The organism is Micromonospora sp. M42, assembly GCF_000568915.1.
Taxonomy (GTDB): Bacteria; Actinomycetota; Actinomycetes; order Mycobacteriales; family Micromonosporaceae; genus Micromonospora; species Micromonospora chalcea.
In genome coordinates, this window is the sequence record NZ_KK037233.1 from 893605 (window position 1) to 905279 (window position 11675).

Sequence of the window (11675 nt, forward strand, 5' to 3'; positions counted from 1 at the left end):
GACGGCGACCGGGCGCACGGGGCTACCTGGCGGGACGCGTACACGGCGATGGTGGACGACATGCTCGCCGACGCCGCCGATTGGGCGGTGCCGCTGCCGGTGCCGGCGTCCCGGATCCGGGAGCTGGTGGCGCGGCACGCGGCGGTGCTCGACGCGGTACGCCGTCCGGCGCTGCTGCACTTCGACGGCTGGGCCGGCAACGTGCTCGCCGTGGACGGGCCGGACGGCACGCCCCGGCTCACCGGCCTGGTCGACGGCGAACGCTACCTGTGGGGCGATCCGCTGATGGACCTGGTGTCGCCGCTGCTGTTCCGCCGCGCCGAGGACGAGCCGGACGACCCGCTGGTGCGCGCCTACCGGGCGGCGGCGCCGTTCCCGTTCGACGCCGGGGCGCGGCGGCGGCTCGGGTTGTACCGGCTGTACCTCTACCTGCTGATGACCGTCGAGATGCCCAGCCGGAACATCACCGCCGACAACGACCCGGGCCGGGTGGCGCTGCTGGCGAAGCTGCTCGACGCGGAACTGGCCGACCTGGAAGGCTGAGCGTCAGCGGGTAGCGGTGGCGAAGACCACGATGTTGTCCGGGTAGCTGCCGGTCCGCGGGTCGAACCGCCCGCCGCACGTGATCAAACGCAGCCGCGCAGCAGCGTCGCCGCCGTAGACCCGCGTGGTGGGGAAGCGTTCCTTCGGGTACGCCCCGACGCCGTCCACGGTGAACGCCGCGGTCCGGCCGTCGGCGCGCAGCACCCGGATCGTGTCGCCGGGGCGCAGCCGGCCGAGGTCGAAGAAGACCGCCGGGCCGTGCTGCGAGTCGACGTGCCCGACCAGCACCGCGTTGCCGGCCTGGCCGGGGGCGGGACCGGGGTGGTACCAGCCGGTGACCTCCGGGCGTTCCAGCGGCGGCACCTCCAGCGCGCCGTCGGCGTCGGTGGCCACCGGCACGATCTCGGCGTCCACGCCGATGCGCGGGATGGTCACCCGCACCGGTGTGGCGCGGGGGAGCGCCGGGCCTGCCGTACCCGGTCGTTCGGTGGCGGGCGCGGCGGAGACGCCGGGCTGTGGCGGTGGCGTCGACGTGGTGCCGAGCCCGGCCGAGACCAGTCCGGTGCCGGTGGCGGCGGCGACGGTGACGGCGGTGACCACGACGGCGGTGCGCAACCGCGACCGGCGCTGCGACTCCGACAGCATCCCACCTCCGTCCGACAGGGACGTGCCGCCCGCGCCGGGTGCTCCGGCGCGGGCGGACCGCTCGACGATCCGGTCAGGCGACGGCGCCCGCGCGGCGTCGGCGGATGACCGCGTACGCGCCACCGGCGAGCGCCCCGGCGGCCAGCACGCCCCCGGCGACCAGCACCCCGGTGTCGCCGTCGCGCCCGCCGCCACCGGCCTGCGCGCCGCCGATCGGGGTGACGGTGAACGTGGCGCTGCCGCCGTCGCTGCCGTCGCCGCACGTGGTGGCGACGGTGTACGTGCCGAGCGTGAATCCGGCGGTGAACAGCTCGGCGCTCAGGCCACCGCCCGCGGCCGCAGTGGTGGACCGGACGTTCTGGTCCCGGTCCGGGCCGGTGACCCGGAAGATCGCGTCACCGGCGTTCGGGTTGCACGTGGTGGTCAGCACGACGGTGCCGCCGACCGGGGTGGCGGCGGGTGAGACTCTGGTGTCCGCCAGCGCGGCGGCCGGGAGCAGCAGTGCGCCGAGGCCCACGCCGAACGCCGCCGATCCGAGAAATGACTGTGCCTTCATCCGCGTCTTCCCTCACTTTTCGTCCGCTGTAGGCGTGGGACGTCGTTCGGGTGGCCAACTCCGTGACGAGCACCGGTGTGGCCAACACTAGGAGGGTTGCGGCGGTCACTGGGGGTAATTGAGAAATCTTCGTTGCCGTCCGGTGTGCTCCCTGCCGCCGTCGGAGGGTGGACATGCCGGGCCAGGCCGGACGGCGAGCCGTCCCGCTTCGCCGTGTCTGGGTCCGCTGTCCGTTTCGCGCCTACCGGACGGGCGGTTCCGGCCGGACCAGCCCGGTGTCGTACGCGAGCACCACCGCCTGGATCCGGTCGCGCAGGCCCAGCTTGGTGAGGATCGCCGAGACGTGTGTCTTCACGGTGGCGGTGCTCAGGTGCAGCCGGGCGGCGATCTCCGCATTGGACAGTGCCCGCGCGGTGAGCGTCAGCACCTCCCGCTCGCGGGCGGTCAGCACTGCGAGGGCGTCACCGGTGGGCGTGGGCGCGGGCAGCCAGTCGGCGTACCGGTCCAGCAGCCGCCGGGTCACAGTCGGCGCGAGCAGCGCCTCGCCCCGGGCCACCACGCGTACCGCCTCGGCGAGGTCGGCCGGGCGGGTGTCCTTGAGCAGGAACGCGCTGGCCCCGGCGCGCAGCGCGGCGTAGACGTGTTCGTCCAGGTCGAACGTGGTCAGCATGACCACCTTGGCCGGGTTGCCGGCGGCCACCAGGTCGCGGGTGGCGGCGATGCCGTCGCGGCGGGGCATCCGCACGTCCATCAGCACCACGTCCGGCCGCGTACGCGTCGCGACTGCGACCGCCTCGACCCCGTCGGCGGCCTCGCCGACCACGCTCAGGTCGGGCCGCGCGTCGAGGACTGTGCGCAGCCCGGCGCGGATCAGCTCCTGGTCGTCGGCGATGACCACCCGTACCGTCATCGGGCCGCCTCCACCGGCAGCCGGGCGTGGACCCGGAATCCGCCGGCCGGCAGCGGGCCGGCGTCCAGTGTGCCGCCGAGCAGCCGGGCCCGTTCCCGCATGCCGACGATGCCGCGCCCGGTGGTCGTGCCGGGGCGGCGGGCGGGCGCCGGGCCGTCGTTGACGACCTCCAGCCGCAGTACGCCGTCGCGGTAATCGACGTCCACGTCGGCGCGGGTGCCGTGACCGTGGCGCAGCGCGTTCGTCAGCGACTCCTGCACGATCCGGTACGCCGACAGCTGCACCCCGCCGGGCAGCGCCTCGCCGTCGCCGTCGCGCCGCAGCGTCACCCGCAGGCCCACCGCCCGTACCGCGTCGGCGAGCGCGTCGAGCTGTGCCAGCCCCGGCTGCGGTCCGTCCGGTTCGGACCCGTCGTCGAGGGCGAGCGCGTGCAGCATGGCCCGCAGTTCGGTCAGCGCCGACCGGGCCGCCGTGTCGATCGCGGCGAGCGCGGCGCGGGCCTGCTCCGGCTGCTCGTCGAACACGTCCTCGGCGGCGGCGGCCTGCACCGCGATGACCGCGACGTGGTGCGCCACCACGTCGTGCAGCTCCCGGGAGATCCGCTCCCGTTCGGCGGCGCGTACCTGCCGTTCGCGCTCGCCACGCCGCTGCGCCTGGCCCCGTTGCAGTTCGCCGAGCGTCCAGCTCAGGCCCAGCGCGGTCCCGCCAGCAGCAGGTCCCGCCAGCCGCCGGGACCAGCTTCCACGGCGTGGGCGCGAGCAGCAGCCCGAGCGCGACGAGCGAGTACCGGGCGGGCGCAGCCGGGCCACGTACGCCATCGGCACCGCGACCAGGCGAGCCAGCCGAGCTGCGGGCAGAGCGCCTCGAGGCCGACGCCGGCGAGCGCGGCGACGCCGAGGGCGTACTCCGGGTGGCGCCGGATCCACAGCAGACAGCCGGCCTGCGCGACGGCGAGGCCGACCGCGACGGCGGTCGCGCCGGTCGTGTCCGGGCCGGCGTCGGAGGCCAGCAGCGCGAGCAGGCACACGGCGAGGCTCACGGTGGCGATGCCGCCGTCGAGCAGCAGCAGGAGCCGGGGCCGGGACGCGCACCTCATGCCCGGATGCTAGGCCGCGGGCGCACCGCTTCTCATCGGTCGCCAGACGGAGATCCGGGCCGGTGATCGGTCCGGCGACGGAGCCGGGAACCGCTCCGCGGCCCGATCCGCGCGGCGGCCCGCCGGACCTAGCGTCGGCGGCAGTCGTCCCGATGCCGAGGAGCTACCGATGGAAACCACGATTCCGACCGCCGCCACCCGCCCGACCCGCCGCCGGGTGCGGCTGCTGACGGTGCTCGCCGCCACCGTGGCCACGCTGCTGGGCTGGGTGGTCGCGGTGCCGCTGGCCGGGGTGGAGCTGACCGCGCGCACCGGTTCGGACGTGCAGCGGGTGACGCCGGTGGCGGTGGCGGTGAGCACGCTGCTCGCCGGGCTGTCCGGCTGGGCGCTGCTGGCCCTGCTGGAGCGGCTCACCGCCCGCGCCCGGACCGTCTGGACGGTGGTCGCGGGCCTGGTGCTGCTGGTGTCGCTGCTCGGGCCGCTAAGCGGGGGAGTGGGGGGTGCGGCGACGCTGATGCTGGTGGCGTTTCACCTGGTCGCGGGCACGGTGCTGATCATCGGCCTGCGCCGCGCCGCCGCCTGACGGGCCGGGCCGCCGCGACGGGGGCAGGCGGCCCGGCCTCCAGAACTAGCCTCCTAGGATGCCCTACGCGATGTGACGCTCGAAATTCCTCCGCCACCGATGTCGAGAACGGGCAGGCGGCTTCGTCCCCGGAGTGAACGCGGCCAGAATGGGTCGCACCCTCCATGAGGAGACACAGATGAAGTACCTGCTCCTGAAGCACTACCGCGGCGGTCCGACCCCGGTCACCGACATGCCGATGATCGACAAGTGGACGCCGGAGGAGATCTCCGCGCACGTGAACTACATGCAGGAGTTCGCGGCCCGGCTGCAGGAGAGCGGCGAGTACGTCGACGGCCAGGCGCTCGCCCCGGAGGGCACGTTCGTCCGCTACGACGGCGAGGGCCGACCGCCGGTGACCGACGGTCCGTTCGCCGAGACGAAGGACCTGATCGCCGGCTGGATGGTGATCGACGTGGACAGCTACGAGCGTGCCCTCGAACTGGCCGCCGAGCTGTCGGCCGCGCCGGGGCAGGGCGGCAAGCCGATCCACGAGTGGCTGGAGCTGCGCCCGTTCCTGACCGCGCCGCCGACCATCACCGAGTGATCCGTCCGATGGACGAGGTCGCGCTCCGCAGCCTCATCCCGGGCGTGCTCGGTGTCCTCGTCCGCCGCGGAGCAGACTTCGCGGCGGCCGAGGACGCCGTGCAGGACGCGCTGATCGAGGCGCTGCGTGTCTGGCCGGCCGACCCGCCCCGCGACCCCTTGGGCTGGCTGGTCACAGTGGCGTGGCGCCGGTTCCTGGACGCGGTCCGCGCCGACGCCGCCCGGCGCCGACGGGAGGACCTGATCGACGAGGAGCCGCCGCCCGGCCCGGTGCCCGCCGTGGACGACACGCTGCGGCTCTACTTCCTCTGCGCGCATCCGTCGCTGAGCCCGTCGTCGGCCGTCGCGTTGACGCTGCGCGCCGTCGGCGGGCTCACCACCCGGCAGATCGCGCAGGCGTACCTGGTGCCGGAGGCCACCATGGCGCAGCGGATCAGCCGGGCCAAGCGCACCGTCTCCGGGGTTCGCCTCGACCAGCCCGGTGACGTCGCCACCGTGCTGCGCGTGCTGTACCTGGTGTTCAACGAGGGCTACTCCGGCGACGTGGACCTGGCCGCCGAGGCGATCCGGCTCACCCGGCAGCTCGCCGCCGCGATCGACCATCCCGAGGTGGCCGGGCTGCTCGCGCTCATGCTGCTGCACCACGCCCGCCGGGCCGGCCGGACCGCGCCCGACGGCAGCCTGGTGCCGCTGGCCGAGCAGGACCGCAGCCGGTGGGACAGCGCGCTGATCGCCGAGGGCGTGGGCATCCTGCAGACCGCGCTGTCCCGCGACCGGCTCGGCGAGTTCCAGGCCCAGGCCGCGATCGCGGCACTGCACGCGGACGCGCCCACCGCCGCGGAGACCGACTGGGTGCAGATCGTCGAGTGGTACGACGAGCTGGTGCGCCTGACCGGCAACCCGATCGCCCGGCTCAACCGGGCGGTCGCGGTCGGCGAGGCGGACGGCCCGCGCGCCGGGCTGGCGGCGCTCGCGGCGCTTGACGACACGCTGCCCCGGTACACGGCGGTGGCCGCGTACCTGCACGAACGCGACGGCGATCCGGACCGGGCGGCCGGCCTGTACGCCGACGCGGCCCGTCGCGCGGCCAGCCTGGCCGAACGCGACCACCTCAACCGGCAGGCGGCCCGCCTCAACTCCCGCCGCCCCGGATAAACCGGTCGGCAGGGTTCGTCGCCGCTGGTAGGTTGCCTCGCCGTGACGGGGGAACGGCTCGGCGGGCGCTTCGCCCGACTGTGGACGGCGAGCACGCTGTCCGCGCTGGGCAGCGGGACGGCGACTGTGGCCGCGCCGCTGTACGTGGCGTCGCTCACCGACGATCCGCTGGTGGTGTCGGCCGGGGCGGCGGTGTCGTGGCTGCCGTGGCTGCTGTTCGCGCTGCCCGGCGGCGTGCTGGCCGACCGGGTGGACCGGCGGCGGCTGATGGTGCTCATCGACTGGGTACGCGTCGGCGCGCTCGCCGTGCTCGCGGCGGCGATGCTCGCCGACCGGGCCGGGATCGCGCTGCTGTACGCGGTGCTGTTCGTGGTGAACACCGGCGAGGTGGTGTTCCGTACCGCCGCGCAGGCGGTGCTGCCGGCGGTGGTGCCGCGCTCGCTGCTGGAACGCGCCAACGGGTGGCTGGGCGGCGGCACCCAGGTGATGCAGAACATGATCGCCGGCCCGCTCGGCGGGTTCCTGTTCGTGCTGGCGGCGTCGCTGCCGTTCGCCCTGAACGCCGGCACGTACGCGCTCAGCGCCGTGCTGGTCGGGCTGCTCGCCGGGACGTACCGTGCCGGGCCGGCGCCGGACGGGCGGCGTTCGGCGCGGGCGGAGGTCGCGGAGGGGTTCCGCTGGTTGTGGGGGCAGCGGCTGCTGCGCACCATGACCGTGCTGATCGGCCTGCTCAACGTCACGCTCACCGCCGCCGTGGCGGTGCTGGTGCTGCTCGCCACCGAACGGCTGGGTCTCGGCTCGGTCGGCTACGGCGCGTTGTTCACCTGCATGGCAGTGGGCGGCGTGCTCGGCTCGGTGGTGGGGGACCGGCTGATCGCCGCGATCACGCCCACCTGGACGGTACGGACCGGGCTGCTGGTCGAGGCGGGACTGCACCTGGCGCTGGCCGCGTCCCGCAGCGCCGCCGTGGTCGGGTTCGCGCTGTTCGCGTTCGGGGCGCACAGCGCGCTGTGGAACATCGTGGCGAACTCGCTGCGGCAGCGGCTCACCCCGCCCGCGTTGATGGGCCGGGTCGGCAGCACCACGTTGTTCGTCGCGGCGGGCGGAAACTGCGTCGGCGCGCTGCTCGGCGGTGTGGTGGCGGCCCGGTTCGGCATCACCGCGCCGTACTGGGTGGGTTTCGTGGTGGCGGTCGCGGTGATCGCCGCGACGTGGCGGGTCTTCGACCGGGCGACGGTGGCCGCCGCCTACGCCCAGCCGGCACCCCAGGAGCCCGCCCCGGTGGCCTGAGCGCGGGTCGGCCGGTGACCGCGCCCGCCGATGTGACAGCGTGGTCGGGTGCAGGCATCCTCAGCGGTCGACGTCGACCTCGCGCTGGTCGGCGGCGGCGGCGCCGCGTCCCTGGTCCTGGCCGCGCTGGACCGCCACGGCGTGACCGGGCTGCGGGTCGCGGTGGTCGACCCGGTGCACAAACGCGGCCAGGACCGCACGTGGGCGTTCTGGGGCCTGCCCGGCGACGACCTCGATCCGCTGCTGAGCGCGAGCTGGTCGCAGGTCGACGTGGTCACGCGCGCCGGCCGCCGCGTCCTCACGCTCGACCCGCTGCGGTACGCCATGCTGCGCTCCGCCCCGGTCTACGACCGGGCTGCCGCGGCCGAGCGGCGGCTGGACGCGGTCCGGATCAGCGCTCCGGCGGGGGAGCTGCACGACGACGGTGAGCGGGTCACTGTCTGCGACCCGGAGGGGCGGGACCTGGTGCGGGCCGGCTGGGTGCTCGACTCGCGGCCCCGGCGGCCGAAACGACCGGGGCGTACCAGTTGGTTGCAGCACTTCCGGGGCTGGTGGCTGGCCGCCGACCGGCCGACGTTCGATCCGCAGCGGGCCGTTCTGATGGACTTCCGCACCCCACAGCCGCAGCGCGGCGTCTCCTTCGGGTACGTGCTGCCTGTCGACGACCGGTTCGCGCTGGTCGAGTACACCGAGTTCGGGCCGGAACTGCTCGACGACGCGGGCTACGACACGGCGCTGCGCGGCTACGCCGACCTGCTCGGGCTGGACCTGACCGCGCTGCGGGTGCGGGAGGTCGAGGACGGCGTGATCCCGATGACCGACGGCCCGTTCGAACCCCGTCCCAGCCCGCGGGTGGTGCGGCTGGGCACCGCCGGTGGGGCGACCCGGCCGTCCACCGGGTTCACGTTCTCCGCGATGCTGCGCCAGGCCGACCAGGTGGCCCTGGCGCTCGCCGCCGGCTGTCCGCCGGTGCCCGCGCCCGCGTACCCGGGGCGGCACCTGTGGATGGACGCGGTGGCGCTGCGCGCGCTGGACCGGGGGCACGTCGGCGGGGTGGAGTTCTTCGAGCGGCTGTTCGACCGCAACCCGGCGGAGCGGGTGCTGCGGTTCCTCGACGGCGTGACCAGCCCGGCCGAGGATCTGGCGGTGATGCGGTCCAGCCCGCTGCTGCCGATGACCGGCGCGGTGCTCGGCGACGCGGCCGGCCGGCTGCGGGCCCGCCTGCGCCGCTAGCTCCGGTGGCCGGTCGCCTCGGCGACGCGGTCGCGCACCAGCACCCGCAGCTGCTCCATCGGGTCGCCGTCGCCCGCGCCGAGCCGGTTGCGCACCGCCGCCACCGTCAACCCCAGATCCGGGTACGCGAACGCGAGGCTGCCGCCGCTACCGGCGGTGCCGAACGATCCGTCGTCCTCGACCGCGTACCCGAGCCCGAACGTGCTCTCCTGGCCGAACACCCACTCCTGGGCGCGTACCGCCGGGGCGGACACCTCCCGCATCCGTGCGGCGGAGATCAGCCGTACCCCGTCGACCGGGCCGAGTAGCGCCGCGTACATCCGGGCCACCGCGCGGGCGCTCATCGTGCCGACCGACGGACACATCGGCGCGCAGCACGTCGGGGCGGGAACCGATGACGGTGTCGGGGCGTACCGCTGGCGGGGCGACCGCGTCGAAGTGCGGCAGGTTCGCCCCGGCCCAGGTCATCAGCGCGGACAGGCCGGCGTCCTCCAGCCGGGCCAGCCGGGCCAGGTCCGCCTCCGGTACGGCGAGGAACAGTTCCCGGTCCACGCCGAGCGGGCCGGCCACCTCGTCGGCGAGCACGCGCGACACGGGTGCGCCGGTGACCCGCCGGACCACTTCGCCGAGCAGCCACCCCCACGTCCAGGCGTGGTACGCCAGCCGCTCGCCGGGCGCCCACAGCGGCCGCGCGTCTGCCAGCAGCTCGCACATGCGCGTCCAGTCGGTGAAGTCCTCCGGCGTGACGTCGGCGGGCAGCGCGGGCAGGCCGGCGGTGTGGGTGAGCACGTGCCGCAGCGTGATGGCGTCCTTGCCGTGCCGGGCGAACTCCGGCCACACCGCGGCGAGCGGCAGGTCGTAGTCGAGCCGTCCCCGCTCGGCGAGCACGTGCACGACGGTGGCGGTGAGTCCCTTGCCGGTGGAGACCGCGTGCACGGGCGTGTCGGCGGTCATCGGCCGTCCGGTGGTGGTGTCGGCGAGCCCCGTCGTGAAGAAACGATCGCCACCCCGTCCAGGTACGCGGCCACCTGCACACCGGCCTCCCGGCCGGAGGAGACCAGCTCGTCGATAGTGTCCCGTACCTCGGCCCGCAGGCCGTCCCACCGCGTGTCCACGATCTCGCAGCGTGCCAGACCGCCGCGCCGCCGTCGCTCGCTTTTCGGCCGCCGGTTCTCCGTCGCTGCGTGCTCGGCCGGGCGGCGGCGCTCAGCGGGAAAAAAAAAAAAAGCGTGGCGCTGGTGGCGCCCTGGATCGGCAGCGGGTCCGTGTCGCCGGTGAGCAGCCGGGCGCGCAGCGCGTCGATCGTCTACAAAGTCGACACCGAGCCGGCCGGTCGGTCGTGTGCACGGAACCGTGTGCGGCCCGCAGGTAGACCAGCACCAGCCGGATGACCTCGGCCGGCGCCCGCCCGTAAGCGGGCCAGCCCGGCGTCGCGCCGCCGTTGCGGTCCCGCCACTCGGCGACCAGCCGGTCGGTGGAGTGCTCGGTGAGCGCGAAGTCCGCGGCGATCTGGTCGTCGTCCACCCCCAGCAGGGACAGCACCAGCGCGGCGAGCAGGCCGGTACGGTCCTTGCCGGACGCGCAGTGGAACACCAGCGGATGCTCGCCGTCCGCGATCACCTCGATCGCCCGGCGCAGCTCGGCCACGCCGTCCTCGGCCACCTCGGCGTACCGGTCGGCCAGGTAGCGCCACGGGTCCACGTCGGGATCGATGTCGGCCTGCACGTACGGCCGGTGCTCGATGCTCAGGTTCTGCCAGGTCACGCCGAGGCTCTCCGGGGCCCGGCCGCGGTCGGCGATCTCCCACGGGTAGCGCAGGTCGATCACGGTGCGCACGCCCAGCGCGGCGAACCGTTCCAGGTCGTCACCGGCGAGCTTGGCCAGCGAGTCGGAGCGGTAGAGGCGGCCCCGGGCGACGGTGCGGCCGTCGCCGGTCCGCCAGCCGCCGAGGTCACGGAAGTTGCAGAGGGTGGCGAAGTCCGGGGGAGCGGTCATACCGGCACGCTAGCCGCGCGCGGCGGGTCCTGTGGTCCCGCGTGGCCGCGTACCCGGTAGGTTGCCGGGCATGGCGGAGGCGGAGACCGGCCGGGTCGTGGAGATCTGGACCGACGGCGCGTGCAGCGGCAATCCCGGGCCCGGCGGGTGGGGCGCGGTGCTGCGCTGGGGCGGGCACGAGCGGGAGCTGTGCGGCGGCGAGGCCACCCCGACCACCAACAACCGGATGGAGCTGACCGCCGCGATCCGGGCGCTGGAGAGCCTGACCCGCCCGGTCACGGTACGGCTGCACACCGACAGCACCTATGTACGCAACGGCATCACCGGCTGGCTGAACGCGTGGAAGCGCAACGGCTGGCTGACCGCCGCGAAGCAGCCGGTGAAGAACGCCGACCTGTGGCAGGCGCTGGAGGCGGCCTGTGCCCGGCACGACGTGACGTGGCTGTGGGTGAAGGGCCACAACGGGCACCCGGAGAACGAACGCGCGGACGCGCTGGCGAACCGGGGCATGACCGAGGCGCGGAGCGGCACGGCCGCCGCCCCGCGCACGCGTCAGCGCAGCGGCCGGCCCTCCTCGATCTCCTCCGGCTCCTCGGACGGGTCGCCGGTCCCGGAGACCGCGTCGACGTCGTAGCCGGCGCGGCTGACCTCCCGCGCGGACCGGCGGTCCTCGGCGGGCAGGTCGGCGAAGTCGTCACCGGTGTCGTCGGTGGTGTGCAGGGACTCGCCCGGCGGGCGCAGGGACGCCTCGTACGCGGTCACGCCGTCGGGTTCGTCGCCGGCCGCGCGGCCGAAGGACTCTTCACTGGTCATGTCGCACTCCTGCCCGCAGCGGGTGACGGCAAACGTTCGGGTGGCCTGGTGTCCGGCCGGTGCTCGCGCCTGCTCAGCCGGCGGCGTCCCGTCCGCGGGCCGCGTCCGGGTGGGTCGGCATCGAGGAGCCGCCCGAGCTGCTGCCGGAGGCGCCACCCGCCATGCCGGAGCCGTCGTCCTCGGTCACCTCGTCCGGTTTCGGCACGCCGGGTGCGGGCGCCGGCACGTCGGTGTCCGCGGCCGTCTGCACCAGCGGAACCTGCCCGGCCTC

Annotated in this window: 17 protein-coding genes and 1 pseudogene; 7 read left to right on the forward strand and 11 right to left on the reverse strand. The window is 74.9% G+C overall.

The window, feature by feature from the left end; translation table 11 throughout:
- Positions 1-543 (forward strand): phosphotransferase (locus MCBG_RS03685; RefSeq protein WP_043323879.1); only part of this gene is annotated, 543 nt, incomplete at its 5' end.
- Between the two features lie 3 nt (positions 544-546).
- On the opposite strand, the gene MCBG_RS03690 is transcribed toward MCBG_RS03685, so the two are convergent.
- The 5 genes from MCBG_RS03690 to MCBG_RS33620 form a co-directional block, all read right to left on the reverse strand.
- Positions 547-1188: a class F sortase gene (locus MCBG_RS03690; RefSeq protein WP_043330111.1), complete on the reverse strand. Its 642-nt coding sequence runs from the start codon at positions 1186-1188 to the stop codon at positions 547-549.
- A gap of 73 nt (positions 1189-1261) precedes the next feature.
- Entirely contained in the window at positions 1262-1744 is a 483-nt protein-coding gene (locus tag MCBG_RS03695; RefSeq protein WP_043323881.1) for a hypothetical protein, read from the reverse strand.
- Positions 1745-1985: 241 nt separating this feature from the next.
- Complete coding sequence (locus tag MCBG_RS03700) at positions 1986-2654, reverse strand: response regulator (protein ID WP_043323883.1); 669 nt, start codon at positions 2652-2654, stop codon at positions 1986-1988.
- Positions 2651-3232, reverse strand: a complete 582-nt coding sequence (locus MCBG_RS03705; protein WP_255358579.1) for a sensor histidine kinase — start codon at positions 3230-3232, stop codon at positions 2651-2653. Before MCBG_RS03705 ends, MCBG_RS03700 begins: the two co-directional genes overlap by 4 nt.
- 107 nt (positions 3233-3339) lie before the next feature.
- Positions 3340-3750: a hypothetical protein gene (locus MCBG_RS33620; protein ID WP_223201050.1), complete on the reverse strand. Its 411-nt coding sequence runs from the start codon at positions 3748-3750 to the stop codon at positions 3340-3342.
- Positions 3751-3919: 169 nt separating this feature from the next.
- On the opposite strand from MCBG_RS33620, the gene MCBG_RS03710 reads away from it, so the two are divergent.
- The 5 genes from MCBG_RS03710 to MCBG_RS03730 all read left to right on the forward strand — a co-directional run bounded on the left by MCBG_RS03710 (position 3920) and on the right by MCBG_RS03730 (position 8596).
- Positions 3920-4333, forward strand: a complete 414-nt coding sequence (locus MCBG_RS03710; protein ID WP_043323885.1) for a DUF6069 family protein — start codon at positions 3920-3922, stop codon at positions 4331-4333.
- A 178-nt stretch (positions 4334-4511) separates the two neighbouring features.
- On the forward strand, positions 4512-4919 hold the full coding sequence (locus MCBG_RS03715) for a YciI family protein (RefSeq protein ID WP_043323886.1): 408 nt from the start codon (positions 4512-4514) through the stop codon (positions 4917-4919).
- Positions 4920-4927: 8 nt separating this feature from the next.
- The gene (locus MCBG_RS03720) at positions 4928-6073 is read left to right on the forward strand and encodes an RNA polymerase sigma factor (protein ID WP_043330112.1); all 1146 of its coding nucleotides are present in this window, start codon (positions 4928-4930) and stop codon (positions 6071-6073) included.
- Positions 6074-6115: 42 nt separating this feature from the next.
- Positions 6116-7363: an MFS transporter gene (locus MCBG_RS03725; protein ID WP_043323888.1), complete on the forward strand. Its 1248-nt coding sequence runs from the start codon at positions 6116-6118 to the stop codon at positions 7361-7363.
- A 48-nt stretch (positions 7364-7411) separates the two neighbouring features.
- Positions 7412-8596: a lycopene cyclase family protein gene (locus tag MCBG_RS03730; protein WP_043323890.1), complete on the forward strand. Its 1185-nt coding sequence runs from the start codon at positions 7412-7414 to the stop codon at positions 8594-8596.
- On the opposite strand, the gene MCBG_RS34695 is transcribed toward MCBG_RS03730, so the two are convergent.
- From MCBG_RS34695 to MCBG_RS03740, 4 genes and pseudogenes are all read right to left on the reverse strand, one after another.
- Complete coding sequence (locus MCBG_RS34695) at positions 8593-8961, reverse strand: serine hydrolase (RefSeq protein WP_369799261.1); 369 nt, start codon at positions 8959-8961, stop codon at positions 8593-8595. The two genes, MCBG_RS03730 and MCBG_RS34695, sit on opposite strands and share 4 nt — an antisense overlap.
- 178 nt (positions 8962-9139) lie before the next feature.
- Positions 9140-9550: pseudogene (locus tag MCBG_RS34700) on the reverse strand (serine hydrolase domain-containing protein); the annotation flags it as partial.
- Entirely contained in the window at positions 9547-9711 is a 165-nt protein-coding gene (locus MCBG_RS33625) for a hypothetical protein (protein ID WP_223201051.1), read from the reverse strand. The pseudogene MCBG_RS34700 and the gene MCBG_RS33625, both read right to left, overlap by 4 nt.
- A 91-nt stretch (positions 9712-9802) precedes the next feature.
- Positions 9803-10591: a tyrosine-protein phosphatase gene (locus MCBG_RS03740; protein WP_223201052.1), complete on the reverse strand. Its 789-nt coding sequence runs from the start codon at positions 10589-10591 to the stop codon at positions 9803-9805.
- Positions 10592-10661: 70 nt separating this feature from the next.
- Between MCBG_RS03740 and rnhA the strand changes: the two genes are divergently transcribed.
- Positions 10662-11225 carry a ribonuclease HI gene (gene rnhA, locus MCBG_RS03745; RefSeq protein ID WP_043323891.1) on the forward strand — a complete coding sequence of 188 codons (564 nt, stop codon included), beginning with the start codon at positions 10662-10664 and terminating at the stop codon, positions 11223-11225.
- On the opposite strand, the gene MCBG_RS03750 is transcribed toward rnhA, so the two are convergent.
- Entirely contained in the window at positions 11144-11404 is a 261-nt protein-coding gene (locus tag MCBG_RS03750; RefSeq protein WP_043323893.1) for a hypothetical protein, read from the reverse strand. The genes rnhA and MCBG_RS03750 overlap by 82 nt on opposite strands.
- 73 nt (positions 11405-11477) lie before the next feature.
- Positions 11478-11675: hypothetical protein (locus MCBG_RS32870; protein WP_043323895.1), on the reverse strand; the 198-nt coding region annotated here is incomplete at its 5' end.

Bases quoted from the DNA above. Each gene is read 5' to 3' on its own strand.
- MCBG_RS03690 (WP_043330111.1), bottom strand. From the start codon at position 1,188: ATGCTGTCGGAGTCGCAGCGCCGGTCGCGGTTGCGCACCGCCGTCGTG.
- MCBG_RS03700 (WP_043323883.1), bottom strand. From the start codon at position 2,654: ATGACGGTACGGGTGGTCATCGCCGACGACCAGGAGCTGATCCGCGCC.
- MCBG_RS33620 (WP_223201050.1), bottom strand. From the start codon at position 3,750: ATGAGGTGCGCGTCCCGGCCCCGGCTCCTGCTGCTGCTCGACGGCGGC.
- rnhA (WP_043323891.1), top strand. From the start codon at position 10,662: ATGGCGGAGGCGGAGACCGGCCGGGTCGTGGAGATCTGGACCGACGGC.
- MCBG_RS03715 (WP_043323886.1), top strand. From the start codon at position 4,512: ATGAAGTACCTGCTCCTGAAGCACTACCGCGGCGGTCCGACCCCGGTC.
- MCBG_RS03750 (WP_043323893.1), bottom strand. From the start codon at position 11,404: ATGACCAGTGAAGAGTCCTTCGGCCGCGCGGCCGGCGACGAACCCGAC.
- MCBG_RS03710 (WP_043323885.1), top strand. From the start codon at position 3,920: ATGGAAACCACGATTCCGACCGCCGCCACCCGCCCGACCCGCCGCCGG.
- MCBG_RS03720 (WP_043330112.1), top strand. From the start codon at position 4,928: ATGGACGAGGTCGCGCTCCGCAGCCTCATCCCGGGCGTGCTCGGTGTC.
- MCBG_RS03740 (WP_223201052.1), bottom strand. From the start codon at position 10,591: ATGACCGCTCCCCCGGACTTCGCCACCCTCTGCAACTTCCGTGACCTC.
- MCBG_RS03695 (WP_043323881.1), bottom strand. From the start codon at position 1,744: ATGAAGGCACAGTCATTTCTCGGATCGGCGGCGTTCGGCGTGGGCCTC.
- MCBG_RS34695 (WP_369799261.1), bottom strand. From the start codon at position 8,961: ATGTGTCCGTCGGTCGGCACGATGAGCGCCCGCGCGGTGGCCCGGATG.